The organism is Micromonospora sp. BQ32 (assembly GCF_059358895.1).
Map to the genome: position 1 here is coordinate 172,940 of NZ_JCADBI010000012.1, position 21,325 is coordinate 194,264.

The window sequence follows — 21,325 nt, forward strand, 5'->3', positions numbered from 1 at the left end:
CCTAGCGGACGCAGCAGCCCTGGCAGACCTTCGGCCGGGGCAGGGTGAAGGCGAGGCAGCAGGTGCGCCGCTGCACGGTCGGCTCACCGGTCGGCCCTGGCACCAGCTCGATCAGGTCGGTCAGATCGAGTGCGCCGAGCAGGGTGTCGATGCTCTGCACGGTGGAGCCGGGCAGACCGTCCGCGGCCCGCAGGATGCCGTGCGCGATGCCGGAGGCGACCGAGCCGAGCAGCGTCCGGGTGCCCACCCGGACCTCGGACTGGATCGCCGTGATGAGCGGCGCCAGGTGGGCGTCGAGCAGGGACGCGCGCAGCGCGGCCAGCAGCTCCGCCTCGTCGGCGACGACCCGCACCTCCGGCAGACCGGCCAGCGCCAGCGGATCATTCGGCAGCACCGCCACGGTGGCGCCCCGGCGCAGGCCCATGGTGAGCAACTGCCGATGGTCCTCGAAGTGGATCAGCAGGTCGGCCGGATCGAGCAGCGGCACCCGCCGGGCGGAGGCCCAGCCGAGCACGACCGGCAGCGCGGCCCAGTAGCTGTACGACTTCCAGGCGAGCGCCGCGCAGGCGTGCGGGGTGCCGCCCCAGCGGACGGCGGCGCCGTTCAGCAGCTCCGGCAGTCGGCTGCCGTCGATCAGCGTGGTGGCGGGTGACCAGCCCAGCTCGTCGTCGACCAGTAGACCCCGGGCGAGGCCGGGGAGGTCGTCGGTGCCGAACATGGCGCGGAGCGCCGCGGTGACGGGGGCGAGCGGCGTGGTGGCGGCCTCCCGCCTCGGCATCACCGCTGTCACCTGAGTCGTCCCCTGTCTGTGTGACCGAGGAGTGCGCCCCGGCGGACGACCAGTGCCGTCCTGAGCTAAGGCTAGCCTAACCAGACCCTCGGCCGTAAGGGAAGCCTCACCTTGGTCACATCCCAGCAGACGCCCAGGTCATCCCGTATCCGAGAGGAGTAGCGCTTCGGGTACTACCCGGAGTCAGTGCTGGGAAACGCGGCAGCACGATCGATGGTCATCGGTGGATTGTCAAGCGGTGTGTCGAAAACATGCCACATGCGTGTGTGCTCGGGCACGGAACGTGAAACTTATATCCCCGGCCACGAGGAAGCTGATGACGACCTCACCCCTCGAACGGGCTGCCGACTCCTTCGCGGCCGAGCTCGCCCGGCAACGGACCGGGCGTGGGTTGTCCAAGAAGCAACTGGCCGTCCTGATGGGGTTCGACCCGTCCTACGTGAGCCATGTCGAGGGGCGCCGGCACCGCCCAACCGAGGACTTCGCCCGCCGCGCGGAGGCCGTCCTGGAGGCCAGCGGCGCGATCTGGCAGCGCTTCCGGGAGTACGACGACCTACGGCACGCCCGGGTGGGTCAGTCGCACCGAGAGCCGTACCTGCCGGGACAGTGGCTGCCACCCGGCACCGGCCTGGTCGTGGAACGGGAAATGGCCACCCTCACCCATGCCGAGGACGGCTACCGCTGCGTCATCCACCGTGAGCTGTACAACGCCGGCACCGAGCCGGTCACCCGCTACCTGGTCCGGGTCGCCGTCGACCGTTACCCGAACGACCCCGGCCGCTCCAACCGGCACCACCGGGAGCACCCCCTCACCTTCGCCGAGTTGCAGATACAGGCCCGCCGGGACGACGGCGGCGGTGACCCGGAGCCGATGCACTGGCGAGCCAAGCACGATCGGGACGCGTTCAAGGAGATCTGGCTGCTCTTCGAGAACGCAGAGCGGCGCTTCCCCCTCTACCCGGGCGACCGGGCCACCATCGAGTACGCGTACAGCGTCGGGCACGACAAGTGGGGCCCCTGGTTCCAGCGAGCCGTGCGACTGCCCACCCGGCAGCTCGCCGTACGCCTGGATCTGCCTGCCGCGCTAGACCCGCAGGTCTGGGGCGTGGAGACCTCGCTCAGCGCGGAGGAGGGCCCGCTGCGGACGGCGCCGCAGCGTCACGACGAGGGCGACCGGGCGATCTACGACTGGCAGACCGACGACCCGCCGTTGAACGCCCGCTACCGGATGCAGTGGCGGTTCCGCGCCCGCCCGGACACCGAACCGGACATCGGCCCCGGCGGCGCTCGGGTCCGACCCAGCGACCGGATGCGCGGCCTCGGCGTCGTGCAACGCGGCGCCGACCTGCTCCGCCAGCGCGCCCGCCCGTTCGACCTGCCCGCGGAGGAACACGTCGCCCGGGACGTGGTCGACCGGCTCACCATGGTCCTGGCCCGGCTCGACGAACTGCACCCGTTCAGCAAGGGGGTCGGCGTCGCCGCGCCACAGTTCGGCATCGACCGGGCGGCGGCGGTGGTGCGACCCCCCGACCGGTCGGCGGAGCCGGTCGTGCTGCTCAACCCCCGGGTGGTCGACGCCGACCTGGAGACCGACGAGCAGTACGAGGGCTGCCTCTCCTTCTTCGACCACCGAGGTCTGGTGCCCCGGCCGCTGCGACTGGACGTGGAGCACGCCCAGTGGGACGGCAGCCGGATCATCACCTCGTTCGAGTTCGGCATGGCCCGACTGGTCGCACACGAGATCGACCACCTGGAGGGCCGGCTCTACGTCGACCGGATGGCACCCGGCGTGCCGTTGGTGCCGGTGGAGGAGTACCGCGAGACCGGGCACCCCTGGCGCTACTGACCAGGAAGGGACCGGGGCGCGTGCCCCAGGGGGCAGGGGCACGCGCCCCGGTGTGGGGGGAGGAACGTCTAGAGGTCACCGAAGGTGTCGTAGCGGATGTGCGGCGGCGGCACGTCGTCCGCGGCGAGCACCCGCAGGGTGGACCGGACCATCCGGGCGGCGCCGGAGACGTAGCAGTCGTGGGTGGTCCACGGGCCGTACCGGGCCACCACCTCCGGGACGTCGCCCTGCTCGCCGTCGAAGTCCGGGTCCTCACTGCACGCCGCGGTGACCGACAACCACGGGTGTACGGCCACCAACTCCTGCAACCCGGCCAGGCCGTACAGGTCAGCCGCCTGCCGGGCGCCGTAGAAGACGTGCACCCACCGGGTCCGGTTGAAGGTGGCCAACTCCTCCACCAGCGCCTTGATCGGCGCCAGCCCGACACCGCCGGCCACGCAGAGGATGTCCCGTTCCGAGGTGCGGTCCACTGTCATCGACCCCATCGGCGCCGCCAGGCGGAGCAGGTCACCCGGCCGCACCCGCCGTACCAGCGCGCCGGACACCCAGCCGGCCCCCGGAGACCGCACGTGGAACTCCAGCACGTTGTCGTCGTTCGGGGCGTTCGCCACCGAGTAGTTGCGCCACACCCGCGGGTGGTAGCGCGGCACCTCCAGGCTCACGTACTGCCCCGCCTGCCAGCGCAGCGGATGCTGCAACGCCCGGCAGGTCAGCACGGCGGTGTCCGGGCCGTACCGCTCGTGGGTCAGCACCTCGGCGTGCCAGAACGGCGGGTCGTCGTCGGAGGCCGCGCCGGCCACCATCAGGGCGGCGATCGCCGCGTACGCATCCCGCCACGCCTGGTCGTACTCCAGGTTCCAGCCGTCGCCGGCGGTGCTGCGCAGCGCATCCAGCAGTGCGACGCCCATCGTCGCGTAGTGCCGCTCGTCGACGTGGTACTTACGGTGGTCGCGGCCCAGCGCCCGAAGAAACTCGTCGAAGCTCTCCGGGTCGTCGACCGTGTGGATCGCCGTGATGATCGCTTCGAGCAGGCGGTCGCCCTGGCCGGTCATCTGGACCGGGAAGAGCTGCCGCAGGGCGGGGTCGAGCAGGAACAGCCGAGCGTAGAAGTGACCGCTCAACCGGACCCGGTCGTCCTCGACCAGGGTCCAGCTCTCCTTCAGCAACCGCGCGAGGTTGTCCACGGACGCTCCTTCTCCAGACGGCAACGGATCGGGCGCCCATAGAATCTCCACGGAGCGTGTCTGCTGGTCGCACAGAATGTGCGATCCGCTCATGGTGGCCGGTCGGCCATGTCACGGGTGCCGCACGTCGGGCAGAGTGATGCGGTGACCGTTGAGCTGACCCGCCCGGTGTCCCGCCGACTGCTGGGCACCGAGACGCTGCTGGTCCTCGGCCTCTCCCTCGGCCAGTCCGCGATCTACGCGATGGTCTCGATCATCGCGAAGTTGACCGCCGACGGTCCGCTCTCCAAGCAGACCGCCTCGCTGAACACCTCGGCGTCGGCCCGACCCTGGCTGGACCTCACGTACCAGCTGCTCGGCATCGTGTTCGCGCTGCTGCCGGTGCTGCTCGCCGTACACCTGCTCAGCCGTGACCCCGGCGACCCGGCGCGGACCCTCGGCCTGGACACCGGGCGGCCCGGTCAGGACCTGACGCGCGGGGCCGGCCTGGCGGCGCTGATCGGCCTACCCGGGCTGGCGCTGTTCTGGGTGGCGGCCCACCTGGGCCTCAACGCGACGCTGGTGCCGGCCGCGCTGCCGGACGTCTGGTGGGCGGTCCCGGTGCTGATCCTGGCCGCCGTGCAGAACGCCGTGCTGGAGGAGGTGATCGTGGTCGGTTACCTGGTCACCCGGCTGCGCCAGCTCCAGTGGCGGCTGGGCGCGATCATCGCGACGAGTGCGCTGCTGCGCGGCTCGTACCACCTCTACCAGGGCTTCGGGGCCTTCGTCGGCAACGCGATCATGGGCGTCGTGTTCAGCCTCTTCTACCTGCGTACCCGGCGGGTGATGCCGCTGGTCATCGCGCACACCCTGCTCGACGTGTTCGCCTTCGTCGGCTACGCGCTGCTGCCCCGGGAGTGGTTCGACTGGCTCTGACCGGTCAGCGCCGATCGGGTCGGTAGACGGCCACCGTTCGGGCCGCGAGCCGGTCGGCCGCCGCCGCGTCACCCAGCGCCGCCGCGAGCACCGCCGCGCCCGGCAGCAACCGGGCCACCAGCCGCAACGCGACCCAACCGCCGGCCTGCGCCGTGAGCGGCGCGGCCAACCGCCAGGCCGCCTCCGCCGCCCGCGGCCACGTCCCCTCGACCGGGTCGCCCGCCGACTCGGCGACGGCCAGGGCCGCCGCCGCGCTCGCCCGGTCCGGGTGCACCTGCGTCAGCACCAGCAGGTCGACGGCCCGGTCGGGATGCGTCGGATCCTTGCCGTACGCGGCGGCCAGGTGCAGCACCAGCTCCGAGTGCGTCCACAGCACCGTCGCCAACTCGGCCACCGGCGCGAAGAAACCGGCCAGCGTGGCGGTCGCCCCGCCCGCACCCGCCGAGCGGACGAACCGCCGGGTCGCCAACCGGGCCAGGCCGTCCGCCGAGGCGTCCGGATACCGGGTGCGCAACCCCGCGGCCCACCCGGCCGCGCCGAGCCCGAACGCCCGCACCGCGGCCAGGGCCAACAGCTCCGGCGCGAAGCCCGGGTGGTCGAGCACGCGCGCGGCGACCGCGCGCAGCTCCGATTCAGGGGTACGCCCCAGAGCCGGCTCAGCCTGCCGCACGGCGGGTGCCGCAGGTGCCGTCTGCTGCGGGGCCACGGGTTCGGGGGTGGGCTCTGCCGGCGGGGTGCTCTTGCGTGGGGTGACCGCGCGCTTGGTGGTCTTTGCGGCCTTGACCGGGGTCGCTGGTGTGGTGGTGCTCGCTGCTCTGGTGGGGCTCGCGGCGCGCTTGCGCGGTGCTGGCGTGGTCGGGGTCACCTCGGTGGGCGTTTCGGCCGCCTTCCGGAGGGCAGCCTTGCGAACGGGGGTGGTCCGAGCCTTCGGCGGTGTCGGTGCGACGCCTGTTGCGGGGCCTTCCTGGCCGGCTTCATTCGTGGCAGTTGGCGAGCTTGCCTGGTCGCCGTTCGGCGGCTCTGGGAGTTCCGCGCTCGTGTCGGTGGTCACGTCGGTCGGTGCGCGTCGAGGCTGTCGAGGCAGCGGACGGTCCGGCTCTGGAGGCTGGAAGAGCACCGCCGGGGCAGCCTTGGCCCGTCGAGGACGCTGGCTCGCCGGAGCGGCTGCCGGCGGTGCCGCCGACTCGGTGGGCTCCACCGTCTCGGTGGGCTCCTCGGCCACGATCGGCGGCCTGAAGGTGGCCCGTGGGGAGCGCCGACGCGCTCGTTCAGCAGGCTCTCGACTGGTCGACTCGCTGGGCGGCTGCTCCTGCATATCGATGGAGCGTAGTCCCGATCACGCCGTCGCACAGCCTTGAAACACGGAGGGCGGGCGGGCCTGGTGGACGTACCCCGGAAGTCGTTTTGCTCCCGGTGGGTGGCGACCTGTATCCTCGGGCGCGGTGGTCTGAGGATCACCAGGGAGACTTCGCCTAGTCTGGTCTATGGCGCCGCACTGCTAATGCGGTTGGGGTCTTAAAGCCCCTCCCGGGTTCGAATCCCGGAGTCTCCGCGCGAAAGCCGGGTGTGTAGACTGGCTGAGCACAAGCGCCCGTAGCTCAATGGATAGAGCATCTGACTACGGATCAGAAGGTTAGGGGTTCGAGTCCCTTCGGGCGCACAGACAGCCCTCTAGCAGGCCGTAAGGCAGCTAGGGGGCTTCTTCTTGTCTAGCCACGGCCGTGAACACCTTCTTACTCTCCGTGCATGGCCAAGATCAACTCGCTGCATCTGGCAGCCTACGAGCGCGACTTGAAGGTCCGTAACCGGTCACCTCGGACCGCCCAGAACTACCGGGAGACGCTGCTCCAGCTCTCGGCGTTCGTAGACGAGGCGGACCTCCTGGAGCTGGGCCGGACGGCGGTCGAGGGCTACATCCTCCACGTCCTGGAGACCCGCTCGTCGGCGTCGGCCTGCGCGCGGTACAGGGCTCTCCGTGCTTTCTACAAAATTTCGGGCTGCAGCTCCAATCGTGGTGCCGTTGACGAAGCTCGCCAACGGCGACAACGCGTCGGGCTCGCTGAGGCAGCTTCGGTACCTGCACCACGGCCGGGCGGGTAACCACGCCTGCGTCAGGGGCGCTGTGTTAGTTGCGCCCTCGGGCAACGATGTGGGCATGTCTTCCGGAACTCCCGCTTGGATCGTGCTCGTCGTCGCCGCGTTGGGCGTCGTGGGCACGTTGGCGGCGGCAGTGCTCACGCAGATCCTCGGCGGACGCCGTGAGGCCAGGCAGTGGGATCGGCAGCGCGAGCACGAACGGGAGCGGTGGGACCGGGAGCGCGACGAGCGCCGGGAGCAGTGGGAGCGAGAGGACCACGCCCGGTGGCACCAGGAAAGGCTACCCCTGTACACCGAACTCCTCCAGCGCATCGAGGAGTGGCACCACGTCGTGGATCAGGTGCTTCCCATTACGGGGCCTGGCCCAGCCATCGTGTCGCAAGAAGACCAACACCGACTGAGTGAGGCCCTATCTGGAGTAGGCGCTGCCGATAGGAAGCTCGGGCTTTTCGCATCAAAGGACACCGAGCAAGCAGCCAGCCGCTTCTTCATGGACGCAATGATGTGTCTCGCGCTGCTATGCGGTGGTGAACTGGACGACCCGGAGAACTGAAGCAGGCGCGCTTCGCACTGCGGAGGCTGAGGGACAGGGAAAGCGATGTCGTGACGCTCATCCGCCGCGACCTGGGTATGCCGCCAGGACTAGAGACCTGGAGGGTTTCGACCTGACCGCCAGGGAGATACACGAGATCTGGCCTGCGGAATAGCAAGAGCGCCGAGCGTAATGCCCGGCGCTCCGCCCAACGTTGCTACCTACGACGCCACTTCAACAACCGCTCAAGAACCTTCTGAGCGTCCGCCCTCCGCGCCGAGTCCGGGTGGGCAGCACCCACCACAGCGACAACGCAGATCAGGAATAGGTACAGGACGGCGAGCGCTAAGCCTGCCAAAATGCTGGGAGTCATGTTTGTTGTCTTTCTCCGGCCATAGCAATGCCCGGGGGTCAGTTGCGGCCGCAAAAGCGCGTCGGTCCGGCCCTACCCAGATCGACGGCCCTAACACGAACTCCATCAGCACCTGTAAGTATATCACTACAACACGAGTGGGCAGGAGCACGAAGCCCTTGCCCACTACCGTGCCCGTCCGCCGGCCTCAGCGCTCCTGGACGAGGCTCCAGAGGTTCCAGCCGTGGAAGCTCCGACACCGGGTCCGGATGCCGCTGGCCTCTTCGGCTCCGCAGAGGCCACAGCCCAAGGCGCGGTTGTCTAGACCCTCGGCGTTTAACCCCGGAGTCGTCCGTGCAGCCCGTTAGGCGTGCGCCTACGGGGCTGCCCCGTCTCCGGGTAGTCCGGGAGGGCTAGCGGTCCGCGACGAACGTCCCGCGAGCCGGGAGGGTCACGACGAGACCGCGCTCCCGCAGCAGCCGGATAGCCGCCCGGACCGTGCCGCGAGCTACGCCGTACTCCTGCTGAAGGTGGGCTTCAGAGGGGAGCGGCTGACGGGGCTTGAGCTTCCCGGATTCGATCTTCTTGGCGAGGAGATCGGCGAGCTGGATGTAGAGCGCTACCGGGCTCATCTCGTCAACCATGATCGAGACCTTATGGACGGACCACACGGCTAATCCGTCGGGTACGGCCTAGACGTATTGAACGGGCTATACGGGCTGTACGAGTTGGACTACCTTCGGTCGGTAGGTGCTCACCGACCGTAGGAGGCCAGGTGCGAAGAGTCCGGTTTGACGACTACCTGATGGCGACGGCGTTGACCTTTGCCCGTCGACACCGCCCGGTCTGGTCATGGATTCGGTGGCGGTACGTCTGTCGCTGCGGGAACGAGCTTCCCTGCCGCTCACGCCACAAGATCCCGATCAATCGGGGTCACTGGCCGGAGGAGGGTGAGCGGTGAGCGTCGAGAAGATCCTCAGCAAGGTCCCGTTCTACGTCGAGCAGGCCTCGTACTGCATCAGCTTCCACAAGAACGACACCTGCGGGAGCTGCACGCCCGAGGGGTGCCCTCGGCTCGAAGAGGCCGGAGAGCTGCTAGCCGACTACCGAGCCCAGCGCGCCGAGCGGTACCGAGCCGCTAAGGGATCTCTGTAGTCCAGATCGTTACAGAGGGTGAGGGGTTCCGTACGGCCGGGTTCCAGACCTTCTAACCCCGGTGGGTTCTCAGGCTTTCGATCTTGCGTTTCCGCAGGTCGCAGGGCCTGTCCACAAGGGACGAATACGGATCAGAAGGTTAGGGGTTCGAGTCCCTTCGGGCGCACAGCTGTTGAGCAGGGAAGATGCCCCTCCAATTCATCGACGAAAGTCGACTGGAGGGGCATTTTTCGTGCCACTTGGGTGGCACGCTGGACCCTCGATGTTGGCTCACCTGACGCAGAGTGCAGCTTGCAGTGAAGCGGCCACATATCCGATGAAGTGGTGCCGCCTGCTTTCGACGCCCCTACCCTTGCTCGTCCTTGCCACCGGCTTTGACCACCTGGCATCGCCAAGCAGGGCGACGGTCGGGATGGTCAGCGGGCCGGCGCGCCCGAGTTGGGTTATCAGGCAGCGAGGCTAGATCGGAAGATCAGCGCGGGTCCGCCGCGGTCCAGGAGTCCGCAGGCGTCGGTCGTCTGAGGCTCCACTTGCCCTACGAAAAACGCTTGAGCAGGCGCTCGACGAAGTCGGGCCCGTTGGTAGTCCCGTCGTGCGATATCCCCAGCAGGTGCTCGACGAAGTCTGGGCCCTTGGCGATCTTGTCGAGCGAGTTCCCCGTGCGGCGTTCGTGTACAGCAAACTCGCCGCGAAGGAAGGCCAAGGTCGCCAGTAGATCCGCGTCCGCCAGCGGGGTGCCAGCCGAGGCCAAGCGGCTGAGCTGCTTCGGAGACCGTACGGGCTGCCCTACGAGCTTCGCCGCTGCCACCATTGCCAAAAGGAAGCGGTAGTTATTGCGCTCAGGAACGCTGACGCCGGCAGTCTCCGACGTCAGGAAAGCGTCGATCTCCTTCTGAGCCCGGGCGACCCAGAGATAGATCTCCACCGGGATTTCCTTGGAGAAGATTCGCTTGTACTCTTCGTCACGCTTCAGCAGGCTAGAAGGTCGGGCACGGGAGTTGTCGGGGCGGCTCAGCCCCATGGCCATAACAGCCTGTGCAAGCAGGGAGATGCTCACGATCCGTTCGGCGCTGCGTCCGCTGTTGCGGTAGAAATTCTTCCGGCGGTCGTAGTACCAGTCGTGTCCGAGGAAGTACGCTTCGATGTCGCGCTGGATGTCGTCGGTGGCCCGCAGCGAGGCTGCCGGCACCGACGTTTGGCGGTTGGTGGCGCGGATGACGAGATCCCGGGTAGCCAGGTCGTCGCCCGTCACCAGGATGCGGACTAGCACTGAGCGGTCGAGGGCAGGATGGCTTTCAGGCGCCGTACGCAAGAAATTGAAGATGGTGTGCGAGGACTGCAGCCCGTTGACCACTTGGACATCGTCTAGAGAATAAGTCTTGCCGACTGCGGTTGCCTTGGAACAGACGATAGTTACTCCGTTGTTGAGCCACCAAAACTCGGGGCCTTCGGGGTCCTCCAGAGAGGCCCGGATTTCCCGGTTGACCTCAACGTCGCCTTGATAGTCACGGACGTTCCAGTCGAAGATGTGCCGCCGGAGTTGGCCGTCCTCGTCCTTAAGGAAGGTCATGTAATCGCGGAGCTTGACCAGAGCGACGTGGCTGTTGCCGCTGGTCGCGTTTTCCTGGTAGGTCAGCTCGGTCGTGTATGACGCGACAGTGTTCGCCCGTCGCCATAGCTCGGCCGCCCCGAGGAACTCGACTTGGCCCTTAGCGCCGGATATGACGCTAGCGAGCTGGGTCTCCAGGTCGCGTGCCTTGATCTCGACCTTGGTGTTGATCGAGTTTTGGCCGGTGGCGCGACCACGGGTCGCATACACGAAGTGGATCTCCACCTGGGGATGCCGCGTGGCTAGGGCCCGGAGAGCCTTTCGAAAGAATCCCGTCCGCGAGACGGTGCCTGAGGAGTAGAGCTTGAGGAGATCGTCTTCGTTCTCCGCGAGGCTCAGTAACCGCGCGAGCGCAGCCGCGGCCTTGTCGATGGCCGTCTCGGTGAAGGAGGTTTCCCGCTTGGCCTGCACCAACCAGAGTTGCAGCTTAACGCCCCGTGGCAGTTTGCTCGACGAGAATCCCGCCTGCAGCACATCGCTGTCCTCGGAGAGAAGCATCCCATCGACGAATACGTAGATCGCGTCGATGGCGCCGTCGTTGCTTCCTCCGATGACTCCCTCAGCGACTTCCTCTACGGATAGTTGCCGGGTGACGAGCGCCTGTTCCGCTGCGAACAGTTCGAAGGCTTCATCGTCGCGGATCGGGACGGATCGTTCGGCCTGCCGCTGGACCAGAACTTGATCGAGCAGCACCTGTTCGTTGTCGGCCACGCACGAAGTGTAGGGGAAGCCTCTCGTCGCCGCGATCCTGAGAGGGCATCGGTTTTCTACCTGCTACCCGACCGATTGGGGGAGATCGCAACTTAACCCGAGCAGACTTGTTGCGCCTTGCTGGCAGAGAGTGTGCGACCCGGCAGTACTTCGACACGAGTCAGGCGTGCCACTTGAGTGGCACCTTGCAGGATTGAAGCGCGGTCGAGCGTCACGTTCCGTTTACGCTGCTACATATCAAATCAGGGCAAACGCGCAAACATGCAGGTCGCGGCAACCCCTTGGCGTTGACTACGGATCAGAAGGTTAGGGGTTCGAGTCCTTTCGGGCGCACAAGATCAAGAGAGCCTGACCTGCGGAAACACGGGTCGGGCTCTCTGCTTTATCGCCTTTGTGGACGTTTGGCTGCTCGGTGGCTGTTCGTCCGACGAGCGCCCCCTCCTTGCCGCCATGTCCGCCTGGCTCTGACTCCGTCTGGTTTGGTCCGCCACGACCTGTTCGCCGCCGTTGCGGTGCAGAAGTCCGTGACCAGCTCCAGTTCCACGCCCCCGACGCACGCGGCACCCGCGGTCCCGGCCGATCGGATGGCACGCCTGACAGGCGTGGTCGATCCCGTTCGGTCAGCCGCGAAGGTAGGTGAGAACGGCCGACACCCGGCGGTCCGAGTGCGGGTCGAGCGGGAGCTTGGCGAAGATGTTGCCGATGTGCTTGCGCACCGCGGCCTCGCTGACGAACAGCTTGCCGGCAATCGCGTGGTTGGTGTGGCCTTCGGCCATGAGCGCCAGCACCTCCCGTTCGCGTTCGGTGAGGCCGGCGAGCGGACCGTCGGTGTGCCGGCGGACGACGAGCTGGCGGACGACCTCGGCGTCGATGACCGTGCCGCCCGCGGCGACACGGTCGATGCTGTCGAGGAAGTCGCGTACGTGGCCGACCCGGTCCTTGAGCAGATAGCCGATGCCGCCGCCGGGGGCGGAGTCGAGCAGCTCGCCGACGTAGGCGTCGGCGACATAGGCGGACAGCAGCAGGATCGCGATGCCGGGATGGGCGGCTCGGATGGTGGCCGCCGCGCGCAGGCCCTCGTCGGTGTGGGTGGGTGGCATGCGAATGTCGGTGACGACGAGGTCGGGGCGGCAGTTGGCCGCGTACGTGAGCAGGGCCTGCGCGTCTGCGACGGCCGCGACGATGTCGTGGCCAGCGCGTTCGAGGATTCGCACCAACCCTTCGCGGAGCAGGGCCGCGTCCTCGGCGACCACGATGCGCAGTGCCTTCGGCGGCGGCGTCAGTGGATCGGGCACGTCATCCTCACCTGGGTCGGGCCGCCGGCGGGGCTGGTGATGTGCAGGTCGCCGTCGAGGGCGTCGAGCCGGGCGCGCAGTCCGGCGAGGCCGGTGCCGGCCTGCGGGTCAGCGCCGCCGACGCCGTCGTCGACCACCGAGACGATCAGTGCGTGGTCCTCGGTCCACGCATGCACCTGTGCCGATCGGGCCCGGGCGTGGCGGGCGACGTTGGTGAGGTTTTCGCTGACGAAGAAGTAGGCCGCGGCCTCGACGGCCGGGGGGAGCCGGCCGTCGAGAGCGAGATCGAGGTGGACCGGGACCGGTGACCGACCGGCGATCTCGTGCACGGCCGCGGCGAGACCATGGTCGGTCAGTACCTGGGGGTGGATGCCCCGGATCGTGGTGCGCAGGTCGGCGAGGGCCTGCTCGGCCTGCTGATGGGCCTCGCGCACGAGGTCGAGGCCGGGGCCGTCGGTCAGGTCCAGTTCGGCGCTGCCCAGTGTCATGGTCAGCGCGACGAGGCGCTGTTGGACGCCGTCGTGGAGATCGCGCTCGATCCGGCGGCGTTCGGTTTCGAACGCGTCGACCAGCCCGCTTCGGGAGCGGCGCAGCTGCTGGACCGCTTCGGCCAGTTGGGCTTCGGGCGGGTCCAGCAGGTGCCGCACCAGGGCCGCCTGGCCGCAGGCCAGCGCGGTGACCGCGTACGCCAGCAGGACGAGCGTGAGGATGCCGGCGGGCACCGCCAACCACGCCTCACCGGTGTTGCCCACCCGCCACCCGGCGACCTCGACCACGTCGTGACGGACCAGCACCGGAGCGAGGATCAGCACGACCGGAGCCGTCAGCAGCACCACCACCGCGGCGTCCACGAGCCAGAACAGCGTCACCAGCAGGACCGTGACGCCCGTCTCCGGCCAGGCCACGCGGCCATGTTCCCGATCGCGCGGCGCAGGTAACCGGCTCACCGGCCGCCCGGGAAAGATCAGCCGGAGCCGGCGCCGCTCGCCCGCGGCGGCGAAGTGCGCGAGCGTCGGAAGGCCGGCGAGCACGAACAGTCCCGCGACCACCACGATCGTGGCCACGCCCACTGTGAGTACCACGAGCAGGAGGATCAGCCAGCCGAGACCGATGGGCACGGTGGTGGCCACGTACGCGAGTGAGCGCCACGGCCACACCGACGCCAGAAACCGCGTGGGGCGTCCCCGTACGGCTGTCCAGGCATCATTCACGTGCCCAACCCTACGGTTCGCACCGGCCGGGCGGGGTAGCGTGCGCGCTACCCCCGAAGTCGCGTCGGAGCCAGTGTGGTGGGCCGCGCCGGCAGGTGTACTGAGGGCATGAACCAGGCATTCCCGGCGGCCGTCACGCTCGACGGCCTCACCCGCACCTACCGCTCGCGCGCCGGCACGGTGCATGCGCTGCGCGGCGTCACCCATGTGTTCCAACGCGGCACGTTCACCGCGATCATGGGACCGTCCGGCTCCGGAAAATCCACCCTGCTGCAGCTCGCCGCGGGCCTCGACCGGCCGACCGGCGGGCGGGTGCTCGTCGGCGACACTCGGCTCGACAAGCTGGACGAGACCGCGCTGACCCGCTTCCGGCGCACGTCGATGGCGTTCGTCTTCCAGTCCTACAACCTTCTCGACGCGCTCACCGCGTTCGAAAACGTCGCGCTTCCCGCCCGCCTGGCCGGACGCCGTGTCGACCCGGCCGCCGTGCAGACCGCCCTGGCTCACGTCGGCCTTGCCGAACACGCCCGGCGCCGGCCATCGGAGCTGTCCGGCGGCCAGCAACAGCGGGTCGCGATCGCCCGGGCGCTGCACGGTCGGCCCGACGTCCTGTTCGCCGATGAACCCACCGGCGCCCTGGACCGCGGCACCGGACGCGACGTGCTGGAACTCCTGCGCTCGCTGGCCGACGGCGGCCAGAGCGTCGTCATGGTGACCCACGATCCACTGGCTGCTTCGTACGCGGACGCGGTGTTGTTCCTCGCCGACGGGCAGATCGTCGGTCACCTCACGCACGCCGACGCCGGTCAGATCGCCGCGACGATGACCGACTTGGAGCGATGATGCTGACTTTGAGCCGGCAGACCGTGCGCAGCTCATGGCGCGGCTACCTGGGCGCCTTCGTCGCGCTGCTGTTCGGCGTCGTCCTGATCGCCGTCACCGTGACGCTCATCGGGAGCGTCGACGCCACCGGCAGCCGGCCCGGCGTCACCGCCGACCAGCGCGCCCAACTCGACGACCTGGCCGCGATGTTCGGGATCATGTCGGCGGTCTCGGCGTTCATGGCGCTGTTCGTGGTCAGCAGCACGTTCGGCTTCGTCGTGGCCGGCCGCCGGCGCGAGCTCGGCCTGCTGCGCCTGGTCGGCGCGACGCCAGGGCAGGTGCGCCGGCTTCTGCTGGGCGAGTCCCTCGTCGTCGCGGCCGCGGCCACCACGGTTGGCGGTCTGCTCGGCACGGCGCTGGCCCCCGCCGTTCTCTGGCTGGTGGAGGCCATCGGGATCACCACGCTCGACCTTCGGGCGCCGCGCCCGTGGATCGCCTGGGCGGTCGCCGTGCCCACCGGTGCCGTGATCGCGCTCCTCGGGGTCTGGCGATCCTCGCGCCGCGCCGCCCGGATCGCCCCGAGCGCCGCCCTGCGGGAGGCCACGATCGAACGAACCCGGCCGAGCATTCTCCAGCTCGCCGTCGCGACGCTGTGCTTCGGCGGCCTGATGGTGGTGGTCGTCGTCGCCGCCGACATGCCGCCGCTGTTCGCCCTGATCGCCTCCATCCTGCTGCCCGAGGTGGTCGTGATTGGCCTGATGAGCATCGGCCACGCCGTCATCCCGCGGCTCGCCGCCCTGCTCGCCCGCCCCTTCGTCGCCCGGGACGTCACGGCCCGGATGGCCCGCGACGAGGTGCGTGCGGCCGCCCGCACCACCGCCGCGGTCGCCGCCCCGGTCTTGGCCATCTCCGCCATCGCCGGGTCGCTGCTGCTGTCCCTCAGCTTCACCGCCGACTGGACGAACGCGCAGGACCGGGCCCGGCTGCGCGCACCGCTCGTCGTCGAGGCGGACAGTCCGGCCGCAGCGGCGGCGGTCGCGTCCGACAAGGCCGTCGCGATCGCCGACGTACGCCGGCAGGGCATGCTCCAGCGTGACGAGGAGGGCCGTCCCGGCGTGGACAATCAGGTCGAGATCCTCGACCCCGTCACCGCCTCCGCCGCCCGGGGCCTGACCGCCACCCGCGGCACCCTCGACGACTTCCACGGACGCGTGGTGGCGGTCACCGCCACAGGGGTCATCGACGCCGGCATCGGCGTGGGCGGCACTCTCCCGGTCTGGATCGCCGGCGAGCGGGTCCCGTTGCGGGTCGTCGCCGTCATCCCCGACGCACCCGACCTGTACGGCGAACTCGTCATCCCGGCCGGCCTGCTCCCGCCCGCAAGCGAACGTGCCACCGGGACGGTCTTCGTCCTACCGCGCGCCGACGCCGCCGCGGCGCGCGTCTCCCTCCAGCGCACCCTCGCCGGCACTGACAGCCGGATCCTCGACTCCGGCGACTGGATCGACGCCACCACGGCCCAGACCCGCCAGGCCAACAACCTCAGCCTCACCATCCTGCTCGGACCGGCCGGCCTCTACGCCGCCATCGCGATCGTCAACGCCACCCTCATCGGCGGATCCCAGCGGCGCCGGCAACGCGCCCTGGTCCAGTTCCTCGGCGCGACCCCCGACCAGGTCCGGCGAGCAGCCATCTGGCAGGCCGTCCTCGTCTGCGGCACCGGCCTGCTCCTGGGCGGTGCCACCACCCTGCTGCTCGGCTGGCTCGTACGCCGCGCCATCACCGCCGACCTGGTCGGCATCGCCGTGCCCATCACCATCCCATGGCTCCCGCTGCTCGGCATCGGCGTCACCTGCCTGCTGCTCACCGTGGCCGCAGCAGCGGCCGGTATCCGTACGCGCAAGGCTCCACATCTAGCCGGGAACGCGCCATGAGCGTGGATCCCGGAAGACCTCACGGTGTTGAATCCTTCCGACAGGAGATCCCGATGTCCCGTGTTCTTCCCCGCATCCTGGCGGCCCTGGTGACCGTCGGCGCCGGCCTCGTCGCCGCGCCCGCGGCCCACGCCGAGACCTCCCCCGTCCAGCGCAGTGTGGACGCGTTGGTCTCCCAGGACCGGTTCCCCGGTGTGCTGGCGTCGGTGCGGCAACCCGACGGCCGTACCCGCAACTACACCGCGGGCGTCGCGGACCTGCGCACCGGAGCGAAGATGCCGGTCGACGGGCGGGTCCGGATCGCCAGCAACACCAAGATGTTCACCGCCACGGTGGTGCTCCAGCTGGTCGGCGAGGGCAAGGTCGGCCTGGACACACCGGTCGAGACGTACCTCCCGGGCGTGGTCCGTGGTCCCGGCATCGACGGGCGCACCATCACGGTCCGGCACCTGCTGCAGCAGACGAGCGGCCTGCTCGACTACGACGAGGCGATCTTCGCGGACTTCCCCGAAGGACTGAACACCTACTACGAGCCGTACGAGCTGCTCCGGGCCGCCTTCGCCGCGAAGCCGGAATCCGCGCCGGGGGCCAAGTTCGTCTACAGCAACACGAATTACATCCTGGCCGGCCTGGTGGCGCAGAAGGCGAGCGGCCGCCCGATCGGTGAGCTGATCACCGAGCGCATCATCGAGCCGCTGGGCCTGCGCGGCATGTACTGGCCGACCGAGGGTGAGACCACGATTCGCGGCACCCACCCGCGCGGGTACCTCCCCGCCGATCCGCCCGTCGACATCACCGAGTCCGACCAGTCGCCCGCCTGGTCCGCCGGCGCCCTGGTCGGCCGTCCCTCCGACGTCAACCGGTTCCTCGCCGGACTGCTGGGCGGCCGCCTCCTGGCACCGGCGCAACTGGCGGAGATGAAGAAGACGGTGGCCGCGCCGGGGTTCGACAGCGTCGGCGGTTCCCGGTACGGCCTCGGCCTCGCCACGTTCGCGCTGAGCTGCGGCGGTTTCGCCTGGACGCACGGGGGCATCGCGCCCGGATATGTCACCGTGGTCGGCATCACCGCCTCCGGCAAGGCGGCGACCGTCGCGGTGAACTCGATGGTCCCGGACGACGACGCCAACCGGCGACTCGAGCGGTCCCTCGACATCGCCCTGTGCCGGGGCTGACACCCCGCGTCACCCGCGTCACCCTGATCGGGCCGGCGGCGGCGGAAAGCCGCCGTCCGGGTCCGGTTCTGGCAGGTGAGCGAGCAGAACCGGCGGTGACCGGCCGGTGAGGCATCGGCGTAGACGTCGGCGCACTTCGCGTCCGCGCAGACTCCGAGGCGGCCCGTGTGCGCGGCCAGATGGGCCCGCAACGCGAGGGCGGCCGCCGCCAGTCCCGCCCGGTCCGGGTCGTCGACCGACCAGGACTCCCGCACCCGGCCGTCGGCCGGTTCTCACCGCGCTCAACACATCGTCTCCGTCGGCGGGTCGCCCGCGGTCGCGGTTTGGTCGGAGGTATACCGCTCACCGAGGCTGCGGGCGGCAAGCGGCGGGACACGACGAGGGGCGCCGGCGACGCTCGACGCGGGTGACGCTCGACGGCGTGGGATAAGCCGGGGTCTGGCATACCGGCTTCTGCGGCACACCGGCCACCAGGGCCCTCCGTTGAGCCTGATGGTGCGTCATCTTGATGGTCCGCAGGCATCACGGGGGCTCCGGCGCGAGCAGGTCCGGACTGCTGGCGCTTGACGTGGGCCAGGCCAGCGACAAGAATTTACATGAATCGCTGTTAGCGTTAACAATCCGTCCCAGTGTTGCGATCGTCATGCCGATCTGGCGGCGGTCGCGACGGCCTGACTCCTTGGTCCAGGACCACCACTGCAGGGGAGAAATCTATGCGAATGAGGGCAAGATGGCTCGCGGCGACCGCCGCGCTCGGTGTCGTCCTCGCCGGGGTGCTGACCTCGACCGGTCCGGCCAACGCGGAATCCAACGGCGGGGTGCGGGTGATGCCTCTCGGCGACTCCATCACCGAGGGCACCCAGGTGCCGGGCGGGTACCGCATCGGGCTCTGGCAGCGCCTCGTCAATGGTCGCTACACGGTTGACTTCGTCGGGTCGCAGTTCAACGGACCAGCCAGCCTGGGTGACCACGACCACCAGGGGCATCCGGGCTGGCGCATCGACCAGATCGACGCGAACATCGTCGGCTGGCTGAACACCCAACGGCCGCAGACCGTCCTGCTGCACATCGGTACCAACGACATCCTTCAGAACTACAACGTGAACACCGCGCCGAACCGGCTCTCCACCCTGATCGACCGGATCACCACGACGGCCCCCACCGCGGAGGTGTTCGTCGCGCAGATCATCCCGCTCTCCAACAGCAATCAGGAGGCGGCCGTCCGTACCTTCAACGCGGCGATCCCTGGCATCGTGCAGGGCAAGGTGAACGCTGGCAAGCGGGTACGCCTGGTCGACATGCACAGCGCCCTCACCACCGCCGACCTGATCGACGGGGTGCACCCCACGTCCGGCGGCTACGACAAGATGGCTGCCCGCTGGTACAGCGCCTTGCAGTCGGTCCCCGGCAGCATCGGCGAGCCGGGCAGCGGCACCGGGCAGACCACTGCGATCGTGGGCGCCCTGTCCGGCCGCTGCGTCGACGTCCCCGGCGCCTCCACCACCAACGGCGTCCAGGTGCAGTTGTGGGACTGTCACGGCCGCACCAACCAGCAGTGGACCTACACGAGCAGCAAGACGCTGACCGTGTACGGCAACAAGTGCCTCGACGCCGCCGGCTACGGCACCTCCCCGGGCACCCAGGTCACCATCTACGACTGCCACGGCGGAACGAACCAGCAGTGGAACGTCAACGCCAACGGCACCATCACCGGGGCGCAGTCCGGCCTCTGCCTGGACCCCCACAACGTCGGTACGGGCAACGGCACGAAGCTCGTTCTCTGGAGCTGCACCGGCCAGACCAACCAGCAGTGGAGCCGCCGATAGCGCGAGGCAAAGCCCTCTGGTCCCCGATCTCGCCCGGTCCCGTATCCGTCGGCTGAGCGCCGGCCGGCGCGGCGCGGTCAAACCTGCCCCAGACGCTCGCGTCGAGGCCACCTCATGGGCGGCATCGACGGGGTTCGGTGGGCGGGCGATAGGCTGCGGCCGGCGTCCGAGTGACCGAAGGGGAACGGGTGGCAGGCGGAACGGTTCGCGCGGTGGTCGCGGTCTGCGGGCATCTGGCGTGAGCGAGGGGTTGCGTCCCGGTGACCCGGCACGCCTCGGTGGGTACGAGGTGCTCGACCGGCTCGGCGACGGGGGCATGGGCAGTGTCTTCCTGGCCCGCTCACCGCAAGGGCGGCGGGTGGCGGTCAAGGTCGTCCGTGCGGAACTCTCGCACGACGAGGAGTTTCGGGGTCGGTTCCGTAGCGAGGTGAACCGCGCCCGCCAGGTTCCACCGTTCTGCACCGCCGAGGTCCTGGACGCCGACCCGGACCATGACCCGCCGTACCTGGTGGTGGAGTACGTCGAGGGCCCGAGCCTGGCCCAGGTGGTCCGGGAACAGGGGCCGCTGGGGGCGGCGCAACTGCACAGCATCGCGGTCGGGGTGGCCACCGCGCTCACCGCCATCCACGGCGCCGGGGTGATCCACCGCGACCTGAAGCCGGCGAACGTCCTGGTCGCACCGGGTGGGATCAAGGTCATCGACTTCGGCATCGCCCGCGCGTTTGAGGCGACGAGCCAGCACACCCGGACCAATCAGATGGTCGGGACCGTCTCGTACATGGCTCCGGAGCGGTTCGATACGACGTCCGGCCGTCCGGTGGGCCCGGCGGCGGACATCTTCGCCTGGGGTGCCCTGGTCGCCCAAGCCGCGACCGGTCGCAACCCGTTCGGGGGCGACTCCGTTACCGCGACGGCGATGCGGATCCTCACTCAACCGCCGGACCTGACCGGGCTCGGCGGGCCGTTGCGGGAGTTGGTCTCCCGGGCGTTGGAGAAGGACCCCGCTGCCCGGCCCACCGCCCGGGAGTTGCTCGACGGGTTGTTGACCGCGGCGCATCCGGGGGCTGCTGGCGGGCCGGCCCAACTCCTGAACGTGATGCCGGCGGGGAGTGTGTCGCCCGCTGCCGGTGGTGACGATCAGGGCGCGCGGTCGGCGCCACCGGGCCTGGCCACGACCGGTCACGCCGGCTCACGCGGGCGTGGCTGGCTCACCGCGCTGGGGGCGACCGCCGCGGTGATCGCGGTGCTGGTGCCCGCTTCCCTGTTCGGCCCGCAACTACTGCGTGGGCTGTCCGAACCGGACCGGGCCGGCTCGACGCCGAGCGGTAGCCCGACGACGAGCGGGCCGGCGGCCACGACGCCCACGCCCGCGTCGGGCAAGCCGTCCGCCTCACCGTCGGCAAGCGTGGACCCCACCCGGGCCATGCTGGCCGGTCAGCGGCGATTCCTGCTGCACGCGGTGGAGATCGACGGTGATCTGTCGCTGCCGTCTCACGGCGAGGTCGAGGTCGGCAACGGAACCGGCAAGGACGCACTCTTCGTGCTCGAACCGGTCGGGGTCGACTACATGATCAAATCGGTGAACCCGGACATCGCCCACCGACCGTGCCTCGGGGTCAAACTCGATTCACAGGGGTACAAGTCGCTGGTGGGAGCCGACTGTCGGCCGACCAAGGCAACCTTGTTCGCGATATCCCGTGAGGGCAAGGACGACAAGGGGCGCACCTCCTACTCCATCATCAACGACGAGTACGGCCCGGTGCAGTGGAGCCCGACCAAGAAGGAGATCTTCGTCGAGTTTCTCGGCGATGCCCCGCTCGACACCACGTTCAGCCTGGTCGACCGAGGCGCGGTCTGACTCCGGCGTACACCGC

Annotated in this window: 17 protein-coding genes, 2 tRNA genes and 1 pseudogene; 12 read left to right on the forward strand and 8 right to left on the reverse strand. The window is 69.4% G+C overall.

What is annotated here, in order from left to right; translation table 11 throughout:
* Window position 1 precedes the first annotated feature (1 nt).
* Window positions 2-778: a hypothetical protein gene (locus tag AC5L30_RS22500; protein ID WP_494869620.1), complete on the reverse strand. Its 777-nt coding sequence runs from the start codon at window positions 776-778 to the stop codon at window positions 2-4.
* 328 nt (window positions 779-1,106) lie between these two features.
* On the opposite strand from AC5L30_RS22500, the gene AC5L30_RS22505 reads away from it, so the two are divergent.
* Complete coding sequence (locus tag AC5L30_RS22505) at window positions 1,107-2,636, forward strand: peptide deformylase (RefSeq protein ID WP_494869622.1); 1,530 nt, start codon at window positions 1,107-1,109, stop codon at window positions 2,634-2,636.
* Between the two features lie 68 nt (window positions 2,637-2,704).
* Here AC5L30_RS22505 and AC5L30_RS22510 read toward each other — a convergent pair whose 3' ends face one another.
* A complete protein-coding gene (locus AC5L30_RS22510; protein ID WP_494869624.1) occupies window positions 2,705-3,820 on the reverse strand; it encodes a globin domain-containing protein in 1,116 nt (371 codons plus the stop codon).
* Between the two features lie 144 nt (window positions 3,821-3,964).
* Between AC5L30_RS22510 and AC5L30_RS22515 the strand changes: the two genes are divergently transcribed.
* On the forward strand, window positions 3,965-4,735 hold the full coding sequence (locus AC5L30_RS22515) for a CPBP family intramembrane glutamic endopeptidase (protein WP_494869625.1): 771 nt from the start codon (window positions 3,965-3,967) through the stop codon (window positions 4,733-4,735).
* A gap of 4 nt (window positions 4,736-4,739) precedes the next feature.
* Here the strand turns inward: AC5L30_RS22515 and AC5L30_RS22520 are convergent, their stop codons facing one another.
* The gene (locus AC5L30_RS22520; protein WP_494869626.1) at window positions 4,740-5,600 is read right to left on the reverse strand and encodes a hypothetical protein; all 861 of its coding nucleotides are present in this window, start codon (window positions 5,598-5,600) and stop codon (window positions 4,740-4,742) included.
* 596 nt (window positions 5,601-6,196) lie between these two features.
* Between AC5L30_RS22520 and AC5L30_RS22525 the strand changes: the two genes are divergently transcribed.
* The 4 genes from AC5L30_RS22525 (at window position 6,197) to AC5L30_RS22540 (ending at window position 7,385) form a co-directional block, all read left to right on the forward strand.
* Window positions 6,197-6,287 (forward strand) — tRNA-Ser (locus AC5L30_RS22525).
* A gap of 35 nt (window positions 6,288-6,322) precedes the next feature.
* Window positions 6,323-6,395: transfer RNA gene (locus AC5L30_RS22530), tRNA-Arg, on the forward strand.
* An 86-nt stretch (window positions 6,396-6,481) separates the two neighbouring features.
* Entirely contained in the window at window positions 6,482-6,835 is a 354-nt protein-coding gene (locus tag AC5L30_RS22535; RefSeq protein WP_494869627.1) for a site-specific integrase, read from the forward strand.
* Window positions 6,836-6,890: 55 nt separating this feature from the next.
* The gene (locus tag AC5L30_RS22540; RefSeq protein ID WP_494869628.1) at window positions 6,891-7,385 is read left to right on the forward strand and encodes a hypothetical protein; all 495 of its coding nucleotides are present in this window, start codon (window positions 6,891-6,893) and stop codon (window positions 7,383-7,385) included.
* 744 nt (window positions 7,386-8,129) lie between these two features.
* Here AC5L30_RS22540 and AC5L30_RS22545 read toward each other — a convergent pair.
* Entirely contained in the window at window positions 8,130-8,360 is a 231-nt protein-coding gene (locus AC5L30_RS22545) for a GntR family transcriptional regulator (protein ID WP_494869629.1), read from the reverse strand.
* A 313-nt stretch (window positions 8,361-8,673) separates the two neighbouring features.
* Between AC5L30_RS22545 and AC5L30_RS22550 the strand changes: the two genes are divergently transcribed.
* Window positions 8,674-8,871, forward strand: a complete 198-nt coding sequence (locus AC5L30_RS22550) for a hypothetical protein (RefSeq protein WP_494869630.1) — start codon at window positions 8,674-8,676, stop codon at window positions 8,869-8,871.
* Between the two features lie 535 nt (window positions 8,872-9,406).
* Here the strand turns inward: AC5L30_RS22550 and AC5L30_RS22555 are convergent.
* The 3 genes from AC5L30_RS22555 to AC5L30_RS22565 form a co-directional block, all read right to left on the reverse strand.
* On the reverse strand, window positions 9,407-11,191 hold the full coding sequence (locus AC5L30_RS22555; RefSeq protein ID WP_494869631.1) for an AIPR family protein: 1,785 nt from the start codon (window positions 11,189-11,191) through the stop codon (window positions 9,407-9,409).
* Window positions 11,192-11,811: 620 nt separating this feature from the next.
* Complete coding sequence (locus AC5L30_RS22560; protein ID WP_494869686.1) at window positions 11,812-12,453, reverse strand: response regulator; 642 nt, start codon at window positions 12,451-12,453, stop codon at window positions 11,812-11,814.
* 17 nt (window positions 12,454-12,470) lie between these two features.
* Window positions 12,471-13,697, reverse strand: a complete 1,227-nt coding sequence (locus AC5L30_RS22565) for a sensor histidine kinase (RefSeq protein WP_494869632.1) — start codon at window positions 13,695-13,697, stop codon at window positions 12,471-12,473.
* A gap of 108 nt (window positions 13,698-13,805) precedes the next feature.
* Between AC5L30_RS22565 and AC5L30_RS22570 the strand changes: the two genes are divergently transcribed.
* From AC5L30_RS22570 to AC5L30_RS22580, 3 genes are read left to right on the forward strand one after another with little or no spacing between them, the layout of a single operon-like run.
* Window positions 13,806-14,540 (forward strand): ABC transporter ATP-binding protein, encoded by a 735-nt coding sequence (locus AC5L30_RS22570; protein ID WP_494869687.1) that lies wholly within the window; start codon window positions 13,806-13,808, stop codon window positions 14,538-14,540.
* A complete protein-coding gene (locus AC5L30_RS22575; RefSeq protein WP_494869633.1) occupies window positions 14,537-16,453 on the forward strand; it encodes an FtsX-like permease family protein in 1,917 nt (638 codons plus the stop codon). The genes AC5L30_RS22570 and AC5L30_RS22575 overlap by 4 nt, the downstream gene beginning before the upstream one ends.
* Window positions 16,454-16,506: 53 nt before the next feature.
* Window positions 16,507-17,625 (forward strand): serine hydrolase domain-containing protein, encoded by a 1,119-nt coding sequence (locus AC5L30_RS22580; protein ID WP_494869634.1) that lies wholly within the window; start codon window positions 16,507-16,509, stop codon window positions 17,623-17,625.
* Window positions 17,626-17,669: 44 nt separating this feature from the next.
* On the opposite strand, the pseudogene AC5L30_RS22585 reads toward AC5L30_RS22580, so the two are convergent.
* Window positions 17,670-17,879 (reverse strand): annotated as a pseudogene (locus AC5L30_RS22585) (CGNR zinc finger domain-containing protein); the annotation flags it as partial.
* A 459-nt stretch (window positions 17,880-18,338) separates the two neighbouring features.
* On the opposite strand from AC5L30_RS22585, the gene AC5L30_RS22590 reads away from it, so the two are divergent.
* The gene (locus AC5L30_RS22590; protein ID WP_494869636.1) at window positions 18,339-19,451 is read left to right on the forward strand and encodes a ricin-type beta-trefoil lectin domain protein; all 1,113 of its coding nucleotides are present in this window, start codon (window positions 18,339-18,341) and stop codon (window positions 19,449-19,451) included.
* A 238-nt stretch (window positions 19,452-19,689) separates the two neighbouring features.
* Window positions 19,690-21,309 (forward strand): serine/threonine protein kinase, encoded by a 1,620-nt coding sequence (locus tag AC5L30_RS22595; protein WP_494869637.1) that lies wholly within the window; start codon window positions 19,690-19,692, stop codon window positions 21,307-21,309.
* Window positions 21,310-21,325 lie beyond the last annotated feature (16 nt).

Excerpts from the sequence above, each read along its gene's own strand:
- AC5L30_RS22500 (WP_494869620.1), bottom strand. The coding sequence starts at position 778 with ATGCCGAGGCGGGAGGCCGCCACCACGCCGCTCGCCCCCGTCACCGCG.
- AC5L30_RS22505 (WP_494869622.1), top strand. The coding sequence starts at position 1,107 with ATGACGACCTCACCCCTCGAACGGGCTGCCGACTCCTTCGCGGCCGAG.
- AC5L30_RS22535 (WP_494869627.1), top strand. The coding sequence starts at position 6,482 with ATGGCCAAGATCAACTCGCTGCATCTGGCAGCCTACGAGCGCGACTTG.
- AC5L30_RS22540 (WP_494869628.1), top strand. The coding sequence starts at position 6,891 with ATGTCTTCCGGAACTCCCGCTTGGATCGTGCTCGTCGTCGCCGCGTTG.
- AC5L30_RS22545 (WP_494869629.1), bottom strand. The coding sequence starts at position 8,360 with ATGGTTGACGAGATGAGCCCGGTAGCGCTCTACATCCAGCTCGCCGAT.
- AC5L30_RS22570 (WP_494869687.1), top strand. The coding sequence starts at position 13,806 with ATGAACCAGGCATTCCCGGCGGCCGTCACGCTCGACGGCCTCACCCGC.
- AC5L30_RS22575 (WP_494869633.1), top strand. The coding sequence starts at position 14,537 with ATGATGCTGACTTTGAGCCGGCAGACCGTGCGCAGCTCATGGCGCGGC.
- AC5L30_RS22580 (WP_494869634.1), top strand. The coding sequence starts at position 16,507 with ATGTCCCGTGTTCTTCCCCGCATCCTGGCGGCCCTGGTGACCGTCGGC.
- AC5L30_RS22590 (WP_494869636.1), top strand. The coding sequence starts at position 18,339 with ATGCGAATGAGGGCAAGATGGCTCGCGGCGACCGCCGCGCTCGGTGTC.